This is a genomic window from Pseudorhodoferax sp. Leaf265 (genome assembly GCF_001422365.1).
Taxonomy (GTDB): domain Bacteria; phylum Pseudomonadota; class Gammaproteobacteria; order Burkholderiales; family Burkholderiaceae_C; genus Pseudorhodoferax.
In genome coordinates, this window is record NZ_LMMT01000007.1 from 141,470 (window position 1) to 160,541 (window position 19,072).

General features: G+C 68.5%; 17 protein-coding genes. 14 read left to right on the plus strand and 3 right to left on the minus strand.

Annotated features, from left to right (window positions below; all coding sequences use genetic code 11):
• Positions 1-9: 9 nt before the first annotated feature.
• From ASF45_RS09115 to ASF45_RS09125, 3 genes are read left to right on the plus strand one after another with little or no spacing between them, the layout of a single operon-like run.
• Positions 10-1,644 (plus strand): isovaleryl-CoA dehydrogenase, encoded by a 1,635-nt coding sequence (locus tag ASF45_RS09115; protein ID WP_056660296.1) that lies wholly within the window; start codon positions 10-12, stop codon positions 1,642-1,644.
• A gap of 16 nt (positions 1,645-1,660) precedes the next feature.
• Complete coding sequence (locus tag ASF45_RS09120) at positions 1,661-2,590, plus strand: glutathione S-transferase family protein (RefSeq protein WP_056660301.1); 930 nt, start codon at positions 1,661-1,663, stop codon at positions 2,588-2,590.
• A 16-nt stretch (positions 2,591-2,606) separates the two neighbouring features.
• On the plus strand, positions 2,607-3,509 hold the full coding sequence (locus ASF45_RS09125; protein WP_056660303.1) for an SDR family oxidoreductase: 903 nt from the start codon (positions 2,607-2,609) through the stop codon (positions 3,507-3,509).
• A gap of 9 nt (positions 3,510-3,518) precedes the next feature.
• Here the strand turns inward: ASF45_RS09125 and ASF45_RS09130 are convergent, their stop codons facing one another.
• Positions 3,519-6,503, minus strand: coding sequence for a bifunctional diguanylate cyclase/phosphodiesterase (locus tag ASF45_RS09130; protein WP_056660306.1), 2,985 nt, complete (start codon positions 6,501-6,503; stop codon positions 3,519-3,521).
• A 165-nt stretch (positions 6,504-6,668) separates the two neighbouring features.
• Positions 6,669-7,580, minus strand: a complete 912-nt coding sequence (locus ASF45_RS09135) for a hypothetical protein (protein WP_156472914.1) — start codon at positions 7,578-7,580, stop codon at positions 6,669-6,671.
• 80 nt (positions 7,581-7,660) lie between these two features.
• Here ASF45_RS09135 and ASF45_RS09140 point away from each other — a divergent pair, with 80 nt between their 5' ends.
• From ASF45_RS09140 to ASF45_RS09155, 4 genes are read left to right on the plus strand one after another with little or no spacing between them, the layout of a single operon-like run.
• A complete protein-coding gene (locus ASF45_RS09140) occupies positions 7,661-10,030 on the plus strand; it encodes a Tex family protein (protein ID WP_056660312.1) in 2,370 nt (789 codons plus the stop codon).
• A gap of 28 nt (positions 10,031-10,058) precedes the next feature.
• Complete coding sequence (locus tag ASF45_RS09145; RefSeq protein ID WP_056660315.1) at positions 10,059-10,877, plus strand: HDOD domain-containing protein; 819 nt, start codon at positions 10,059-10,061, stop codon at positions 10,875-10,877.
• Positions 10,877-11,845, plus strand: coding sequence for an alpha/beta hydrolase (locus ASF45_RS09150; protein WP_056660318.1), 969 nt, complete (start codon positions 10,877-10,879; stop codon positions 11,843-11,845). The genes ASF45_RS09145 and ASF45_RS09150 overlap by 1 nt, the downstream gene beginning before the upstream one ends.
• Positions 11,842-12,726: a YbgC/FadM family acyl-CoA thioesterase gene (locus ASF45_RS09155; RefSeq protein WP_056660321.1), complete on the plus strand. Its 885-nt coding sequence runs from the start codon at positions 11,842-11,844 to the stop codon at positions 12,724-12,726. Before ASF45_RS09150 ends, ASF45_RS09155 begins: the two co-directional genes overlap by 4 nt.
• On the opposite strand, the gene ASF45_RS09160 is transcribed toward ASF45_RS09155, so the two are convergent.
• A complete protein-coding gene (locus ASF45_RS09160) occupies positions 12,702-13,628 on the minus strand; it encodes a folate-binding protein YgfZ (RefSeq protein WP_056660324.1) in 927 nt (308 codons plus the stop codon). The two genes, ASF45_RS09155 and ASF45_RS09160, sit on opposite strands and share 25 nt — an antisense overlap.
• Positions 13,629-13,693: 65 nt before the next feature.
• On the opposite strand from ASF45_RS09160, the gene mltG reads away from it, so the two are divergent.
• From mltG to ASF45_RS09195, 7 genes are all read left to right on the plus strand, one after another.
• A complete protein-coding gene (gene mltG / locus ASF45_RS09165; RefSeq protein WP_056660327.1) occupies positions 13,694-14,662 on the plus strand; it encodes an endolytic transglycosylase MltG in 969 nt (322 codons plus the stop codon).
• A 5-nt stretch (positions 14,663-14,667) separates the two neighbouring features.
• Positions 14,668-15,348 carry a dTMP kinase gene (tmk, locus tag ASF45_RS09170; protein ID WP_056660330.1) on the plus strand — a complete coding sequence of 227 codons (681 nt, stop codon included), beginning with the start codon at positions 14,668-14,670 and terminating at the stop codon, positions 15,346-15,348.
• 73 nt (positions 15,349-15,421) lie between these two features.
• Positions 15,422-16,429 carry a DNA polymerase gene (locus tag ASF45_RS09175; protein ID WP_056660333.1) on the plus strand — a complete coding sequence of 336 codons (1,008 nt, stop codon included), beginning with the start codon at positions 15,422-15,424 and terminating at the stop codon, positions 16,427-16,429.
• On the plus strand, positions 16,426-16,785 hold the full coding sequence (locus ASF45_RS09180; RefSeq protein WP_056660337.1) for a PilZ domain-containing protein: 360 nt from the start codon (positions 16,426-16,428) through the stop codon (positions 16,783-16,785). Before ASF45_RS09175 ends, ASF45_RS09180 begins: the two co-directional genes overlap by 4 nt.
• A gap of 37 nt (positions 16,786-16,822) precedes the next feature.
• Positions 16,823-17,617: a TatD family hydrolase gene (locus ASF45_RS09185; protein WP_056660340.1), complete on the plus strand. Its 795-nt coding sequence runs from the start codon at positions 16,823-16,825 to the stop codon at positions 17,615-17,617.
• Complete coding sequence (locus ASF45_RS09190; protein WP_369802110.1) at positions 17,614-18,279, plus strand: ankyrin repeat domain-containing protein; 666 nt, start codon at positions 17,614-17,616, stop codon at positions 18,277-18,279. The genes ASF45_RS09185 and ASF45_RS09190 overlap by 4 nt, the downstream gene beginning before the upstream one ends.
• 96 nt (positions 18,280-18,375) lie before the next feature.
• Positions 18,376-18,579 carry a hypothetical protein gene (locus tag ASF45_RS09195; protein ID WP_156472915.1) on the plus strand — a complete coding sequence of 68 codons (204 nt, stop codon included), beginning with the start codon at positions 18,376-18,378 and terminating at the stop codon, positions 18,577-18,579.
• Positions 18,580-19,072: the final 493 nt, after the last annotated feature.

The window sequence follows — 19,072 nt, forward strand, 5'->3', positions numbered from 1 at the left end:
GAGGCCGCCATGGACCAGACGCACGAAGTCTTCAACCAGAGTTCGGCGCTGGTCGACTACGACCTGTTCGCCACCAACCGCGGCCTGCGCGATGCGCTGGTGTTCCACGCCCCCGACCTGCAGCTGGCACCGCTGCAGTCACTCGGGCGCGAACTGGGCACGGCCGCCATGCAGGCCCATGCGCGGCTGGCCAATGTGCACGGGCCGCAACTGCACACGCACGACCGCTTCGGCCACCGCGTGGACGAGGTGGAGTTCCATCCGAGCTACCACGCGCTGATGGCGGCCGCCGTGGGCGCAGGCCTGCACGGCACGCCCTGGGCCGGCGGCGCGCATGCCCATCTGCAGCGGGCCGCTGGCTTCATGCTGTTCACCGAGCTCGAGCCCTCCATGCTGTGCCCGATCTCGATGACCTACGCAGTGGCGCCCGCGCTGCGCGGCAATGCAAACATCCATGCCGATTGGTCGCCCAAGCTGCAGAGCCGCTGGTACGACCCGCAGCTGCGCTTCGTCGCCGACAAGCCCGGCGTGACCATGGGCATGGGCATGACCGAGAAGCAGGGCGGCTCGGACGTGCGCGCCAACACCACGCAAGCCGCGCATGCTGGCCGCGACGGCTGGGGCGAGCGCTACGCGATCACGGGGCACAAATGGTTCTTCTCTGCGCCGATGTGCGATGCCTTCCTGGTGCTGGCGCAGGCGCCTGCCGGGCTGTCGTGCTTCTTCCTGCCGCGCGTGCTGCCGGATGGGACCCGCAATGCCATCCGCATCCAGCGCCTGAAGGACAAGCTCGGCAACAAGGCCAACGCGAGTTCCGAGGTCGAGTTCCACGGCGCCCAGGCCTGGCTGGTCGGCGAGGAGGGCCGCGGCGTGCCGCAGATCCTCGAGATGGGCACCATGACGCGGCTGGACTGCGCCCTCGGCACCTCCGGCCTCATGCGCCAGGCGCTTGCGCTGGCGCTGCACCACACGGCCGAGCGCAAGGCCTTCGGCAAGACGCTGGCCTCGCAACCCCTGATGCGCAACGTGCTGGCCGATCTGGCGCTGGAGTCCGAGGCTGCCACCGCGCTCGCGCTGCGCCTGGCCCATGCCTTCGACCGCGCCGACGATCCCCACGAGCAACTGATGGCACGGCTGCTCACACCCGTCGCCAAATTCTGGATCTGCAAGCGCGGCAGCGCCTTCGGCCAGGAGGCCATGGAATGCCTGGGCGGCAACGGGTATGTGGAGGAGGGCGGCGAGGGCGTGATGGCCCGCATCTACCGCGAGATGCCGCTCAACTCGATCTGGGAAGGCGCGGGCAACATCATGGCGCTGGACCTGCTGCGCGTGCTGCGCAAGGGCGATGTGGCCGAGGCCCTGGCCGCGGAACTTGCGCCTGCGCGTGGCAACGCCGCGCTGGACCGCATGGCCGCCTTGCTGCCGCAGCGCATCGCGCAGGTCGAGGGCGAGGTCGAGGCCCGGCGCCTGGCCGAGGACATCGCGTTGGCCGTGCAGGCGGCGCTGCTGGTGCGGCATTCGGCCCCGGCCGTGGCCGATGCCTTCTGCGCCTCGCGCATTGCCGGCGACTGGGGCCGCAGCTACGGCAGCCTGCCGTCGGCCTGCGACTTCGATGCCATCATCGCGCGCGCCACGCCCCACTGAACAAGGAGAACGCCCCATGTCCGACCTGATCCTGCACCACTTCGCCACCTCGCCGTTTTCCGAGAAGATCCGCCTTGTGCTGGGCTACAAGCAGCTGGCCTGGAAGTCGGTGCACATCCCGCCCATCATGCCCAAGCCCGATGTGGTGGCGCTGAGCGGCGGCTACCGCAAGACGCCGCTGCTGCAGATCGGCGCCGACATCTACTGCGACACCGCGCTGATCTGCGACGTGCTGGAACACCGCCAGCCGCAGCCCAGCCTATACCCGCCGCAGCACAAGGGCATGGCGCGCATCCTCGCGCAGTGGGCCGACACCAGCTTGTTCTGGGCCGCCATGGCCTATGCGATGCAGCCCAAGGGCCTGGCCGACATGTTCGGCAACATGCCGCCCGAGGCCGCCAAGGCCTTCGGCGAAGACCGCCGCGCGATGCAGGTCGGCATGACGCGGCTGCGCCCGGCGGACGCCACGGCGGCGCTCAAGTCCTACCTGCGCCGGCTGTCCGAATCGCTGGAATCACAGGCCTGCCTGGTCGATGCCACGCCGGGCCTGGCCGATTTCGCGGCCTACCACCCGCTGTGGTACGTGCGCACGCGCACGCCGTCGATGGCCGGCATCTTCGATGCGTTCCCGTCGGTGCTGGCCTGGATGGACCGCATGGCCGCCATCGGCCATGGCCAGCACGACAAGCTGGCCAGTGGCGATGCGGTGGCCATCGCGGCCGCGGCCGAACCCTTGCCCGTGGCAGGCCAGACCTTCCAGGACGAGCACGGCATCGCCCTGGGCAGCCGCGTGACGGTGGCGGCCGAGAGCTTCGGCCTGGAGACCACCGAGGGCGAACTGGTCGCGGCCACGCGCATGCACTACACCTTGAGGCGCACCGATCCACGTGCGGGCACGGTGCATGTGCATTTCCCACGTGTCGGCTATGTGCTGAAAGCTGTCTGACGAGAAAGAGACGAGCGTGATCACCGACTTCAAGAACAAGACCGCCGTGCTGACCGGCGCCGGCTCGGGCTTCGGCCTGGAGTGCGCGCGCATCGGCGCCCGCCTGGGCATGCGCCTGGTGCTGGCCGACGTGCAGCAGGACGCGCTGGACCGGGCCACGGCCGAACTCACGGCGTTGGGCGCCGAGGTGCTGCCGTTCCAGCTCGACGTGTCCAAGGCCGAGCAGGTCGAGGCGCTGGGCGCGGCGACGCTGGCGCGCTTCGGTGCGCCGCACCTGGTGTTCAACAATGCCGGGGTCGGATCGGGCGGCCTGGTCTGGGAGAACAGCGCGCACGACTGGGAGTGGGTGTTCGGCGTCAATGTCATGGGTGTGGCCCACGGCGTGCGCGTGTTCACGCCCATGATGCTGGCCGCAGCCAAGAACGATCCGGCCTGGCGCGGCCACATCGTCAACACGGCCAGCATGGCCGGCCTGCTGACGCCCCCCAACATGGGCATCTACAACGCCAGCAAGCACGCCGTGGTGGCCCTGACCGAGACCCTGTACCAGGACCTGGCATTGGTCACCGAGCAGATCAGCGCGTCGGTGCTGTGCCCTTATTTCGTGGCCACTGGCATCGACACCAGCGAACGCAACCGCCCGGCCGATCTGGCGGCTGGCGCAGCCTCGCGCAGCCAGCAGGTGAGCCAGGCCATGATGGGCAAGGCCGTGGGCGCAGGCAAGGTGTCGGCCGCCGAGGTGGCCCAGAAAGTCTTCGACGCCGTGGCGGCGCAACAGTTCTACATCTACAGCCACCCGCGCGCGATCGGCTCGGTACAGGTGCGCATGGAAGACATCCTGCAGCAGCGCAACCCGACCGACCCGTTCGCGCACAAGCCCGAGCTGGGCGTCGAATTGCGCAAGGCCTTGCGCGGCTGAAACCTCGGTTCAGTGCAGCCGGCGCGTCCGGTTCTGCTCGAACAAATCGACCTGCAGCACGGCGTCGTCCGTGCGCTCCAACGAGGCCGTGTAGCGGGCCAGTTCGGCGTCCTCGATGAAGCTGGCCGAGGAGGAGGCGGCCAGCAGCCGCTCGGCCGACTGGGGCCGCGCGATCGCGTAGCCCTGCACGTAGTCCACGCCGATCTCCACCAGGGTGCGCACGGTCGCCAGGTCCTCGGCCCATTCGGCCACGGTGCGCATGCCCAGGTTGCGGCCCAGGTTCACGATGGCTTCCACGATGGCCACGTTGGCCGGGTGCTTGTTCATGTTGACGATGAAGCTGCCGTCGATCTTGAGCAGGTCCGCCGGCAACTCCTTGAGGTAGGAGAACGAGGTGTAGCCCGCGCCGAAGTCGTCCAGAGCGACCTTGGCGCCGTAGCTGCGCACCTTGTCGATGAAGCGCCGCGTGTTGTCCAGGTCGTGCAGCGCCACGCTTTCGGTGATCTCGAAGCACAGGAAGCTGGCGACGTGGATGTTGTGCGCCAGCAGCGTGTAGACGTCGTTCATGAACTTCTCGTCGTTGAGCGAGGCGCCCGACAGGTTCATGCAGACGAAGCGGGTGTTGCGCAGCCTGGTCAGGTGGGTGTTGAGCCAGGTCAGCGCGGCCGACAACACCCAGCGGTCGATCACGCCCATGCGGCCGCTGTTCTCGCCGGCGGAGATGACGCGGTCGGTCGGCACGAGCTTGCCGTCCGCATCCCGCATGCGCAGCAACACCTCGAAGTTCAGCGAGGCGTGCGGTGCCGACAGCGACATGATGGGCTGCATCTGCAGGAACAGGCCCTCGGTGGCGCGGCCCCCAGACAGGCGCTCGACCAGCTGCAGCTCGGCATGGTGGTCCTGGAAGGCCTGGGCGTTCTTCTCGTAGACCACCAGGCCCTCGTTGTGGCGCGTCTTGGCCTCGCGGCAGGCGCGGTCGGCGGTGGAGACGGCGTCCTTGAAGCGCGTGCCCGGGCTGACCTCGATCAGGCCGATGGAGCCGCGTACATGGAATGCCTTGTCGCCCACGCGGTAGGGCGTGCCGCCGATGGCCGAGACGATGCCCTGGCAGATCACGGCGGCCAGCGGCATGCGCGTGTCGGGCATCATGATCAGGAACTCGTCGCCCCCCATGCGGCCCAGCGCCATGCTGCCCGACAGCATGTTGCCCACGCGCGCGCAGACCTGCTGCAGCACTTCGTCGCCGGCGTTGTGGCCGAACAAATCGTTGATGAGCTTGAAGCGGTCCAGGTCCAGGTAGGCCAGGGCCAGCGGATGGCTGTTGTCCATGCCGGCCAGCGCGCGTTCGAGTTCGCGCTCGATGCCGCGGCGGTTGAGCACCTTGGTCAAGGCGTCGTTGTTGGCCATGAACTGCAGTTCCTCGGTGGCGCGCGAGGAGTCCGTCACGTCCTGCAGCGAGCCTTCGACCTTGTCGCGCGCGCGCGCGGCCTTCACCAGGAAGCGCTTGTGCACGCCAACGCCTTGCGGCTTGCGGCCCCGCAATTCGAGCGACACGTTGTCCTGGGTCTGCAGCAACTGCAGCAGCTGCACCCAGGCGCCTTCGTGGAAGTAGCGGTCCCATGCTTCGCGGCCCGGCGCCAGCACGTCGGTGGCCAGCATCGTGCGCAGGGCCGGGTTGGCGCTCGTGAAGCGCCCCTGCAGGTCCAGCGTGAACAGGCCGATCGGCATGGCCTCGAAGGTGTGCTCCAGCTGGGCCTGGGCTTCCAGGCGCTGGTTGTGCTCCTGGCGCATCTGCTCGGCAATGGCCAGCGAGGCGAGCAGGCTGGACGACAGCGCGGCCGTGACGCTGTTGACGGCGCCGATCAGACCACGCATGCCGACCGCGGCCGAAACCACTTCGTACAGGCTGGCGGCCAGCGTCACGGCCAGCGAGGCGCTATACCACATGGCCACGCGCGAGCGCGTGCGGACCAGGATCTGGCCCAACAGGAACACCGCGATGCAGGTGCCCACGCCGGTCGCGGCCCAGATGTAGGGCAGCACCGTGCCATACGGCAGCAGTGCAGACATCACCAGCAGCGGCGGGGCCGGCCACATGATGGCGCGCAGCAGCGGCGCGTAGCCGACCTTGGCCAGGTCTTCGCGGAACAGTTCGCGGAACAGCGTGGCCGTCAGCGTGTAGTACAGCGACATCGTGAACAGCCGCATGCGCGGCATCCATTCGGTCGGCACCGTCCGGCCCAGCCACTGGGCGTCCCAGCCGGCGGACAGTGCGCCCATGCGCAGGTTCACGAGCAGCCAGACCGCGAACAGCACGTACATGCCGCTGCGGTTGACCAGCGCGGTGGTGAGCACGAACAGCGCCAGCACGATGAGGCCGCCGTCCAGCAGCCCGGCGTTGCGGTGGAACTCGAAGCCGGAACTGGCCAGGGCTGCCGTGGGCCACTGCAGCACGGTGATGCGCGCCGGCCCGACGAAATGGCCTTCGCACAGCAGGGCGGCCGGTTTGCCGGCGGCGTCCAGCCGCACCGCGAAGCCGGCCTTGGCTGCCGACAGATGGCCTTCACTGGACATGCGGCTGGCGCTGCCCAGTGGCTGCAGTGTGGCGGCATTCCAACAGCGCAGGTCGGTGGCGTGGCGCGAAGCGAACTCGATGCTGTCGGTGGCGGCATCCACCCGCTGATCGGCCAGCGGCACCAACATCCAGAACGCGGCCTCGGACAGCCGCGTGTCCTGCAGCACGACCGGGGAGGGCGCGGATCGGAGCAGCGCCAGTGCCTCCTGCGGCGACAGGCCCGCGCCGTCCGCAGGCGCTTCGACCACCTGGAAGGACAGACTGCGCGCACCCGTGCTGCCGTACTGGTTGGACCAGGCCAGCAGGGCGAACAGGCTCACCACCAGCAACACAGCCGGCAGCGCATAGATCCCCATCGCATACAAGGCCTTGTCGAGACCTGTGTTCAGCCGAGAAAGCCGCAGCACGCTGCCGTTCATGTTGTTCTCAGTCCGCCAAATGCCCGAGCCGAACCGGCATGGTGTAAGCCGGCCACAAATTGAAACAAATTATGGGGCTAATTCGGCAGGTGCTGGAGCAAATCGCGTGTGTCCGGGGCAAATTCGGCAGGCTGGTCCGGGCTTTTCTCACGCCCGCCGTCGCCTTTACATCTGCATCCGAGGCAACGGTGCCGCAAGTGCATGGGTTTTCAACCCGTTGCGGGCGGGCGCCTGGCCCAGGTCGATGTCCACATGGTCCGTGCGGAACACGAACTGGAACAGCGGATGCTGCAGTTCGGCCCAGTGCTGCTCGGCGCCGCTGACCTCCAGGCACATGATGCGGTGTGGCAGATTGCCAACATGGGCCAGCGGGACGTAGCCGAGCGCAGGGTCGACATCCGTGAACAGCAGGCGCTCGTACTGGCGGTCGATGGGCGTGCGGGCCGTGATGACCATCCAGTCGATGCCCTGTTGCTGGCAATAGAGGAAGAAGGCCTTGAACAGCACGGTCTTGACGGCGCGTCCCTGGGTCGGCTCGCCGACGCCCAGGCGGGTGGCCTCGGCCAGCGGGCTGTGGCGCATTTTGGGTGGCAGCGTCAGCGAGTGTTCCAACGGCAGTGGTGCAAATGCATTGGTCTGGATGCGCATGGTGCCCAGTGGCGTGCCGTCCAGCTTGGATTCGGCCAACAGCACCACGGTGCCGTCCATGGTGTCGTAGCTCTCGGGTGCGCGCAGGCTTTCGGCGAACGCTGGCACGTGGCGGGCATAGGCGCTGTGGCGCACATGCACCGCCTTGTGCAGGTCGGCCTCGGAACGCACGACGCGCACGCTGAATGGCAGGCGTTCGGCCTGCATCGGCAGAGCCAGCAACTCTTGCGTGCGCGACCAGCCAGAAGGCGCCGGGCGACCATGGTGTTCATTCAGATTCACAGCAACCTCCCCGGCCGGCCCGCGCTGCGACAACTGCCCGCATGAACCCGCCATTAACATGTGAACGAATGTAAATTTCGGTTTCGGCGAACAGAAGTCGCGCTTTGGATGAAGCGGTTGTAGGTGTTTCGGAGACAGAACGTCCATAGAACGGTGGATGCGTGGCGGGGCGGGGGCCTATGGCAAACTGCCGCCCCTTCCCCCCATTGCGCCAGCGTTTCTCCAGGATGCTCCAGAAAATCTTTCGCCAGCTCGCCGCTGAAATCAAGATCCGTGAAGACCAGGTCAGGGCGGCCGTCGACCTGCTCGATGGCGGCGCCACCGTGCCCTTCATCGCCCGCTACCGCAAGGAGGTCACCAATGGCCTGGACGACGTGCAGTTGCGCGAATTGGAGGCCCGCCTGGCCTACCTGCGCGAACTGGAAGACCGGCGGGGCGCCGTGCTCAAGAGCATCGAGGAGCAGGGCAAGCTGACGCCCCAGCTGCGCGCCGCGATCGAGGCTGCGGCCTCCAAGCAGGAGGTCGAGGACCTGTATCTGCCGTACAAGCTCAAGCGCCGCACCAAGGGCCAGATGGCGCGCGAGGCGGGCATCGAGCCGCTGGCCGACAAGCTGTTCGCCGATCCCACGCTGGTGCCGGCCGACGAGGCCGCCGCCTTCGTCAAGGCCGAGAAGGGCGAGAACGGCGAAGACTTCACCACCGTGCCCGCGGTGCTGGACGGCGTGCGCGACATCCTGTCCGAGCGCTGGGCCGAGGACGCCGCGCTGGTGCAGGGCCTGCGCGCCTGGCTCTGGGACGAAGGCCTGCTGCAGAGCAAGCTGGCTGCCGGCAAGGACGAGAACAACGCCGACGTTGCCAAGTTCCGCGACTATTTCGACTACGACGAGCCGATCGGCCGCGTGCCCTCGCACCGCGCGCTGGCCGTCTTCCGCGGCCGCGCCCTGGACATCCTGGACGCCAAGCTCGTGCTGCCCGACGCGGATGCAGCACCAGCCAAACCCGGCCAGCCCGTGCCCAGTCTGGCCGAGGGCCGCATCGCGCTGCACCTGGGCTGGAGCCACCAGAGCCGACCGGCGGACGATCTGCTGCGCAAGTGCGTGGCCTGGACCTGGCGCGTCAAGCTGAGCCTGTCGACCGAGCGCGACCTGTTCACGCGGCTGCGCGAGGACGCCGAGAAGGTCGCCATCAAGGTCTTCTCCGACAACCTGCGCGACCTGCTGCTGGCCGCGCCGGCCGGCCCGCGCGTGGTGATGGGCCTGGACCCGGGGATCCGCACCGGCGTGAAGGTGGCCGTGGTCGATGCCACGGGCAAGCTGGTCGACACGGCCACGGTCTACCCGCACGAGCCGCGGCGCGACTGGGAAGGCGCGCTGCACACGCTGGCCCAGCTGTGCGCCAAACATGGCGTGAACCTGATCGCCATCGGCAACGGCACGGCCAGCCGCGAAACCGACAAGCTGGCGGCCGACCTGATCAAGCGGCTGGAGAAGCTCGCGCCCGACGTGCAATTGCAGCGCGTGGTGGTCAGCGAGGCCGGCGCCTCGGTCTATTCCGCGAGCGAGTTCGCCTCGCAGGAAATGCCCGACGTGGACGTGAGCCTGCGCGGCGCGGCGAGCATCGCGCGCCGGCTGCAGGACCCCCTGGCCGAGCTCGTCAAGATCGACCCCAAGTCCATCGGCGTGGGCCAGTACCAGCACGACGTGAACCAGGGCGAGCTGGCGCGCACGCTGGAGGCCGTGGTGGAGGACTGCGTCAACGCCGTGGGCGTGGACCTCAATACCGCCAGCGTGCCGCTGCTGTCGCGCGTCTCGGGCCTGTCGCCCAGCGTGGCCAAGGCCGTGGTGCGCTGGCGCGAAAGCCATGGTGCTTTTGCCAGCCGCCAGCAACTGCTGGAAGTCAGTGGCCTGGGGCCCAAGACCTTCGAGCAGAGCGCGGGTTTCCTGCGCATCCGTGGCGGCACCAATCCGCTGGACATGACCGGCGTGCACCCCGAAACCTATGCCGTGGTCGAGCGCATCCTCGAACGCGCTGGAAAACCCGTGCAGGAATTGATGGGTCGCGCCGAGATGCTCAAGACCCTCCGGCCCGAACTCTTCGCCAACGAGAAGTTCGGCGTCATCACGGTCAAGGACATCATGTCCGAGCTGGAGAAGCCAGGCCGCGATCCGCGGCCGGACTTCAAGGTGGCGCGCTTCAACGACAACGTCGAAGACATCAAGGATCTGGTCGAGGGGATGCTGCTGGAGGGCACGGTCAGCAACGTGGCAGCTTTCGGCGCCTTCGTCGACCTGGGCGTGCACCAGGACGGGCTGGTGCATGTGAGCCAGCTGTCCAACAAGTTCGTCACCGATGCGCGCGAGGTCGTCAAGACCGGCGACATCGTCAAAGTCAAGGTGCTGGAAGTGGACGTGGCGCGCAAGCGCATCAGCCTGACCATGAAGCTCGACGCCGCGCCTGCGCGCCGCGACGCCCCGCGCGAGAACCGTTTCGAGCACAGCGGCGCGCGTCAGCGCCACGGCGGCGGCGGCCGGCAGGAGGCTGCGGCGCCCTCGGCCATGGCGTCGGCCTTCGCCAAGCTGCAGGGCGGCAAGCGCTGAAGCAAGGCACGCGCGGCGGGCAGACACCATGCAGGCGACCAGCGCCCAGGACCGGGAGCCAGAACTGCCGAGCAGCCCCAAGTTGGTCGCGCTGCTGCTGACCGAGCTGTCCAGGCCCGTCCCGGACCTGCGCCGCACCAGCCAGCTGTTCTGCGGCGACCCGGCCTTGGCCATGCGGCTGCTGCGGCTGGCCAATGCGGTGCACCGCGAGGACACGCGCGGCGTCATCAGCGTGGCACAGGCACTGGCCCTGCTGCCGACCGAGGCGTTGCGCCCGCTGGCCGAGGCTGCCGCGCGGGCCAGCGTGCCCAACGCCGTGCCAGGCCTGTCGCTGCCGCAGTTCTGGCGCTTCAGCCTGCAGGTGGCCAAGCTCGCGCGTGCGCTGGCTGCCAGCGTGCGCCAGAACCAGGCCGTGGCCTACACCGCGGGCCTGCTGCACGCCATGGGCGAGCTCGTGCTGCACGCCGGGGCGCAGGACGACATGGCCTCCGTCAACCTGATTGCCAGCCTGTGCGACGTGCGCCGCGCCAAGCTGCAGCAACGCATGCTGGACACCACCTATGCCGCAGCCGGTGCCACGCTGGCGCAGCAGTGGCAGTTTCCGGGACCCTTGGTGGATGCGCTGCGCTACCAGCTCGCGCCGTTCGAGAACGAGGTCTACGAGCCGCTGGCCGGCCTCGTGCACCTGGCGGCCTGGCGTGCGCGCACCCAGGAATCGGGCTACGACGAACGTGCGCTGGCCACCAGCTTCCCGGGGGAAGTGGGCCTGGCCCTGGGCCTGGACATCGACATGGTGCTGCAGCAGGACCCGATCGACTGGGGCGGCGGAGACGCCGTCCACATCTGATGCAAAAGCCTCCACAAGACCTGTTGACGCCGACCATGCGCGGTGTGATCGACCGCATGCACCGCGCCGGCCGCCCGCCGCTGCACAGCCTGCCGCCCGAGCAGGCGCGCGCGGCCTATGCGCTGGGGGCCGGCGTGCTGGACATCCCGCTGCGGCCGCTGGCGCGCGTGCAGGACCTGGCGCTGCCCACGCGCGACGGCGCCAGCCTGCCGGCCCGCCTGGTGGCACCCGCCGCCGAGGCACCGCTGCCCGTGCTGCTGTACCTGCACGGCGGCGGTTTCACGATCGGCTCGGTCGCGACGCACGACACGTTGTGCCGTGAACTGGCGCACCAGGCCGGCTGCGCCGTGCTGTCGCTGGACTACCGGCTCGCGCCCGAGCACCGCTTCCCGACCGCGCAGAACGATGCCTGGGATGCCTTGCAATGGCTGGCCGAGGAGGGCGCTGCGCTGGGCCTGGACACCACGCGGCTGGCCATCGGTGGCGACAGCGCCGGTGGCACGCTGGCCGCGGTCTGCGCCATCGCCGCGCGCGACGCTGGCTTGCCGCTGGCACTGCAGCTGCTGTTCTACCCCGGTTGCGCGGCCTTCCAGGACACGCCCTCGCACCAACGCTTCGCCGAGGGTTTCGTGCTCGAGTCCGCCAGCATCGACTGGTTCTTCGACCAGGTGCAGCCTGACCGGCCGGCGCGCGCCGACTGGCGCTTCGCGCCGCTCAACGCGCCCGATGTCGACGGCGTGGCGCCGGCCTGGATCGGCCTGGCGGAATGCGATCCGCTGGTCGACGAGGGCGTGCTGTACGCCGACAAGCTGCGTGCGGCAGGCGTGGCGGTGGACCTGGAGATCTACCGCGGCGTGGTGCACGAGTTCATCAAGATGGGCCGGGCCATCCCGCAGGCGCGCATGGCCCATGCCGACGCAGCGCGCGCGCTCGCCATCGCCTTGCAGACGTCAGGAGACACCGCATGAAACGCCAGGACTTCCGCTTTTTCCACCGCCTGCGCGTGCGCTGGGTCGAGGTGGACATGCAGAAGATCGTCTTCAACGGCCACTACCTGATGTACTTCGACACGGCCGTCACCGCCTACTGGCGCGCGCTGGCACTGCCCTACGAAGAGGGTTTCGCGGCGCTGGGCGGCGAGCTTTACGTGAAGAAGGCGACCGTGGAGTACCACGCTTCGGCGCGCAACGACGACCAGCTCGATGTGGCACTGAAGTGCGAGCACGTGGGCCGCAGCTCCATGCGCTTTGTCGGCGCGATCTTCCGCGGCAACCAGCTGCTGATCACGGGCGAGCTGATCTACGTGTTCGCCGATCCGGCCGAGCAGAAGTCGCGCCCGGTGCCGGATGCGCTGCGCGCGCTGCTGCTGGACTACGAGGCCGGGCAGCGCGTGACGCAGCTGCGGCTGAACAGCTGGGATGCGCTGCAGGCCGACGCACGCCGCGTGCGCACCGAGGTCTTCATCGAGGAGCAGGGCATCGCGCGCGAGGACGAGTGGGACGAGGCCGACGCCACGGCCGTGCATGCCGTGCTCTACAACCGGCTGGATCAGCCCGTGGCCACGGGTCGGCTGCTGCAGCATGCGCCCGGCGTGGCCAAGATCGGCCGCCTGGCCGTGCGCCACATGCTGCGCGGTGCCAACCTGGGTGCCGAAGTCCTGCAGGCCCTGGTGCGGACCGCGGCAGCGCGCGGTGACCGCGAGGTCGTGCTGCACGCCCAGCGCAGCGCCGAGGGCTTCTACCGCCGTATGGGCTTTGCGGTGCGCGGCGAGCCTTTCGACGAGGTCGGCATCGCCCACGTCGAGATGGTGCTGCCGCTCACGGCTCAGACGTCGGCGAGCAGGGCGTAGGGGAGGGGCTGCAGCTGCAGCGCAGGGCCCGTGGCGCTGCCGGCATGCAGGTCGTTGGCCTCGGCGGCCGCGATCTGCACCGAGACCACCGCATCCCAGCCACCGGCGGGGTTGGCGGCGGCCTGCACCACGGTGCCCGTGGGCTGCTCGGCATCGCTGGCCTGGAACACCTCCTGGCCGGCGGCCAGTTCGGCATCGGCATGCACGACATAGGCCCGGCGCTTGAGCGTGCCGCGGAACTGGCTGCGCGCCACGACCTCCTGGCCCGGGTAGCAGCCCTTCTTGAAGCTCACGCCGCCGACCGACTCGTAGTTCAGCATCTGCGGCACCAGCGCCTCGAACAGCGGCTGCGTGACCAGCACCACGCCGCTGCGCACCTCGGACAGCTGCCAGTCCGCCAGCGGCAGGGCCGGTGCGTCCGGCGGGGCGGCCTGCGCGGGCAACACCAGCAGCGCGCGCGGCTGGCCATCGGCCGGGTACAGCGCGACCGCCACGCCGCCCGCCACCTCGCGGCGGTGCCAGGGCGCGGGTTCGCCGTCCAGCAGCGTGGCCGCGCTGGGGCCCAGCGCGCCCAGCAGCTGGAAGTCTGCGGTCGCATCGCGCAGCTTGGCCTTGGCACGCATCACGAACATGGACAGGCGCTTGAGCGTGGGCGCCAGCAGATCGCGCGCGCAGACCAGCAGCACCTGGCCGTCAGTCCAGCGCAGGCCGACGAAGCTCGCCTGCATGCGGCCCTTGGGCGAACAGAACGCAGCGAGGCGCGCTTCATCGGGCGCCACGAGCACGAAATCCTGGCTCAGCTGGCTGTGCAGGAACTTGGCGGCTTCCTCGCCCTGGACGGCGATCACGCCCAGATGCGTCAGCGGCGCGAGGCCATTGCGGGTGTCGGCAGTGGGTTGCATGGGCTGAATTATCATGGCCGGCTCTTGTTCTCCTGGCTTGTAGGGCTGCTGTGCGTCGTGCGCTGATGGTGTTGTTGGTGGTGGCCTGCGCGGCGGCGGCGGGTGCCTGGTGGTGGCTGGACCAGCCCCTGCGGCTGGCCCGCGCGCCGGTGGAATTGAACATCGCACCCGGCAGCAGCGCGCGCGCCATCGCTGGCGCTGCCACCGAGGCCGGTGTGCTTGCCCCGGAATGGGCCTTGTTCGGCTGGTTCCGGCTGTCGGGCCAGTCGCGCCTGATCAAGGCCGGCAGCTATGAATTCGCACCTGGCACGACACCGCGCACGCTGCTGGACAAGCTGGTGCGCGGCGAACAAGCCCTGCGCGCGGTCACTTTCGTGGAAGGCTGGACCTTCCGCCAGATGCGCCAGGCCCTTGCGAAGGCCGACCGCATCCAACCCGACAGCCGCACGCTCGACGATGCGGCGCTGATGGCCGCGCTGGGCCGGCCCGGCATCGCGCCCGAAGGCCGCTTCTTCCCCGACACCTACAGCTACGCGAAGGACAGCAGCGACCTGGCCGTGCTGCGCCAGGCCCTGCAGGCCATGGACAAGCAGCTGGACGCGGCCTGGTCCCAGCGCCTGCCCGGCGTCGCGCTCAAGACACCCGAGCAGGCCCTGGTGCTGGCCAGCATCGTCGAGAAGGAGACAGGCCATGGGGAGGACCGGGCCGACATCTCCGCCGTCTTCCACAACCGGCTGCGCATCGGCATGCTGCTGCAGACCGATCCGACCGTGATCTACGGCATGGGCGAGCGCTTCGATGGCAACCTGCGCCGCAGCGACCTGCGCACCGACACGCCCTTCAACACCTATACGCGGCCTGGCCTGCCGCCCACGCCGATCGCGATGCCCGGAGCGCGTGCACTGCTTGCGGCCGTGCAGCCTTCCGATTCCAAGGCCTTGTACTTCGTGGCGCGCGGCGATGGCACCAGCCATTTCAGCCAATCGCTGGACGAGCACAACCGCGCCGTCAACCGTTACATACGCGGGCGTTGAGCCACATGCAGCCACCACGCGGACTTTTCATCAGCTTCGAAGGCATCGACGGCGCCGGCAAGTCCAGCCACATCGCGGCGCTCGCCGACGCCTTCCGTGCCCAGGGGCGCACCGTCACGCAGACGCGCGAACCGGGCGGCACGCCCGTGGCCGAGCGGCTGCGCGAGCTTGTGTTGCACGAGGACATGGATGCGCTGACCGAAGCCCTGCTCGTGTTCGCCGGCCGGCGCGACCACCTGCGGCGCGTGATCGAGCCGGCGCTGGCGCGCGGCGAGGTGGTGCTGTGCGACCGCTTCACCGACGCCACCTTCGCCTACCAGGGCGCCGGCCGCGGCTTCGACCTGGGCGTGCTGGCTTCGCTGGAGCAATGGGTGCAGGCCGGCGAGGCCCTGCCCGCCGGGCAGCTGCGCCAACCCGACATGACGCTGTGGTTCGAGCTGGCGCCCGAGGTGGCGGCGCAGCGGCTGGCCGCTGCGCGCGCGCCCGACCGCTTCGAGGCCGAGCCCGCCGCCTTCTTCGCCCGCGTGCACAGGGGCTATGCACAGCGTGCCGAGGCCGCGCCCGCGCGCTTCGTGCGGATCGCGGCCGATGCCACGCGGCATGCGGTCTGGCAGCAGATCACGGCGGCCATGGTGCGGCGCGGCTGGCTGGCCATCATGGTCGCCGCGCAGGCGGGGCCGCGATGAGCGCCGCGCCGGGCCATCCCAAGCCAGCTCGCGCCCGCTTGGCGGGACAGGCCGCAGGCCGAAGGGTGCGTCCATGAGCCTCGCGCCCTGGTTGCAGCGCCAACGCACCAGCCTGCTCGCGCAGCGTGGCCATGCCTGGCTGCTCCACGGCCCCTCGGGCCTGGGCCAGTACGAATTGGCGTTGGAACTGGCGCGTGCCTGGCTGTGCGAGCGTGTCGACCGGCCGGAGGGGCAGGGCGCCTGCGGCGCCTGCGCCAGCTGCCACGCTATCGATGTGCGCGCCCATGCCGACCTGTGCGTGCTGTTGCCCGAGGTGGAAATGCTGGCCCTGGGCTGGCCGCTGGACGAGAAGGCCCAGGCCGAGGTCGACGACAAGAAGCGCAAGCCCAGCCGCGAGATCCGCGTCGAGGCCATGCGCGCTGCCGTCGAGTTCGGGCAACGCACCAGTGCGCGCGGACGCGGCAAGGCGGTCCTGGTGTTTCCGGCCGAACGCATGAACATGATCAGCGCAAACGCCTTGCTCAAGACGCTGGAGGAGCCACCAGGCGATGTGCGTTTCGTGCTGGCGACAGGGGCGGCGCACTTGCTGCTGCCCACCATCCGGAGCCGCTGCATGGGCCACCAGATGGCCTGGCCCACGCCGCAGGAGGCCCAGGACTGGCTGCAGGCGCAAGAAGGTGTGGCGACGGCCGACGTTCCGGTGCTGCTGGCAGCCGCAGGAGGCCGCCCCGAAGAAGCGTTGCGCATGCACGAGGCCGGTCGCAGCGCGCGCGCCTGGAGCGCTTTGCCGCAGGCACTGGCGCGCGGCGACATGGGTGCAGTCAGCGGCCTGGCGCCCGTGGAGCTCATCGATGCCATGCAAAAGCTCTGCCACGACCTGCTGCGCGTGGGGCAGGGCGCAGCGCCGCGCTTCTTCGCGAGCGCCGACCTGCCGCCGCCGGCCCGGCTGGGCACCTTGCTGCAATGGTCGCGCAAGCTGCAGGACAGCGCCCGGATCGCCGAGCACCCTTTGAACGCCGGCCTGATGTTGGAATCGCTCGTTGCGCTGGCGAAAAGCGCCCTAAACTCGCGCCCACCATGAGCAGTCCCGCCCCGGCACCGCGCCCCAGCGTCATCCAGTTGGCGATCAAGGAAAAAGCCGCCCTGTACGCGGCCTACATCCCCTTGTTCGCGGAAGGCGGCATGTTCATTCCGACCTCGCGCGAGTACCAGCTTGGTGACGACGTCTATGTGCTGCTGTCCCTGCCGGAAGACCCGCAGCGCTACCCGATCGCCGGGCGCGTGGCCTGGGTCACGCCATCGCGTGCGTCGGGCAACCGGACGCAGGGCGTGGGCATCCAGTTCCCCCGGGACGAGAAGTCGCGCCAGCTCAAGGAAAAGATCGAGGACCTGCTGAGCGGCCATTTGATGTCCGATCGGCCCACCCAAACCGTTTGATTTCGCACGCCGGCCCGCGCGCCGGCGCTGCCCGCGCATGTACACCGATTCGCATTGCCACCTGAGCGACCCCGAGCTGCTGGCCCGGTTACCGCAGATTCTTGACGCCATGGCCGCCGCGCAGGTCGACCGCGCGATGTGCATCTGCACCACGCTGGAAGAGTTCGACACCGTCCACGGAATCGCCATGGCGCACCCGCAGATCTGGGCGACCGTGGGCGTGCACCCTGACCAGGAAGATGTGCAGGAGCCCGGTCTGGACGACCTGCTGACCCGCGGTCGCCTGCCGCGTGTGCTGGCGATCGGCGAGACCGGCCTGGACTACTACCGCCTGGGCGAGCGCAGCGTGGCCGATGTCGAGTGGCAACGCGAGCGCTTTCGCACCCACATTCGGGCTGCGCGGCAGCTCGGCAAGCCGCTGGTCATCCATACCCGATCGGCCTCGGACGACACGCTGACGATCCTGAGGGAGCAGGGCGAAGATGGCTCGGCCGGAGCCGCCGGTGGTGTGTTCCACTGCTTCACCGAAACCGAAACGGTGGCCCGTGCAGCACTGGACCTGGGTTTTTACATCTCCTTGTCCGGCATCCTCACCTTCAAGAACGCACAGGACCTGCGTGACATCGCCGGCTTCGTCCCGTTGGACCGCCTGCTGATCGAAACCGACAGCCCCTATCTGGCCCCCGTGCCGCACCGGGGCAAGACCAACCAGCCTGCGTGGGTGCCACATGTCGCGGCCCAGATCGCCGCGGTGCGCGGCCTGGCCGTCGAGGCGATCGCCGCGCACACCAGCGCCAATTTCGACGCACTTTTCCGGCCCGAGACGGCATGACGATGGAAATGCAACGGCGCCATTGCCTGGCTGTTCTTCTGTTGGGCGCTACAAGCGTGGCAACAGCGGGTTCGTACGATGACTTCTTCGCCGCCATTGCCGCCGACGATGCAACGGCTGTCACCAACCTCCTGCGGCGCGGCTTCGACCCCAACACGCGTGACCCGAACGGCCAGCATGGCCTGTACCTCGCCATCCGTGCGCGGTCGTCTCGTGTGACGCAGGCCTTGATCGACTGGCCGAAGACCGAGGTCGAATCACTGAACAAGGCCGACGAAAGCCCGCTGATGGCGGCGGCACTGGATGGCCAGCTGGAAGTCTGCAAGACGCTGATCGCCCGCGGCGCGGCGGTCAACAAGACGGGATGGGCACCACTGCATTACGCCGCGACCAGCGGGCACCTGGAGGTGATGCGGCTCTTGCTGGAGGAACATGCCTTCATCGATGCGGAGTCGCCGAACAGGACCACCCCCTTGATGATGGCCGCGCGCTACGGCAGCCACGAGGCGGTCAGGCTGCTGCTGCAGGAAGGTGCGGAGCCATTGCTCAAGAACGAGCAAGGTATGACGGCCATCGATTTTGCGAATTCCGTCAGCCGGGCTGACGTGGCCAAGCTCGTCGGAGATGCGGTGCGGCAGCGCCAGCCCAGAGGAAAGTGGTGAAATTGCTGACGAACAGCTGACGTGCGGCGCGTTTTGCAGGCCATTTTGTTGGCTTACGGCCTATAGTCGCGTCCGCTTGCATCGTTTCGGAAGGCAATGAACACTCCTGAGCACCATTTGACGGCGGTGTACCTGCTCGCAGCAAGCATTATTGTGCCGCTGGTGATCGTGAGCGTTTGGCGCTATCTATCGAGACGACAGTACCGCAAGGCTCAGGAGGCCATGCGCCGGGGCAACCAGTTGCACCGCAGGTGGCTGGAGAGCAGCAAGGCCGACCACGAGCAGGCCAGGGAAGGCTGAAGGCGCTTGATCGACGGCAGCAAACCTAACCCGCATTAAGTCGTTGTTTTGGTTGGTTTTTCACTTTAGTCCGGGTCAATTTTGCTCCCTGACTGGTGGAAGCAAAGCTAACCCGCTGTCGGCGCCAGGCAGCAAAGTTGACCCGGAGTCGGCGCACTGGAAGAAAAGCTAACCCGCCGTCGGATGTTTGGAAGCAAAGTTGACCCGATGTCGGGTGACTCTCAAAACCACTCGGTCAGTCCCTCCGGTCTGCGCCAACGATATGGTTATGCAACCTTCGACGCTTCCAGGCCTCACTGACTGACGGCGGCAAACCTACTCTGTTGATTTCCACGCAGAACTGACCCACCGCCACAGGTAATTTCCGTCCAAATCTGACCCACGTAAGAACCCTAACTGAATCGACCCGGATTTCCTAGACACCTTCAAGCCGTTGGGAATGGCGTCGTTCGAACTCCACCGGCGAAGTGTCGCCGGCCGTGCCGTGGCGACG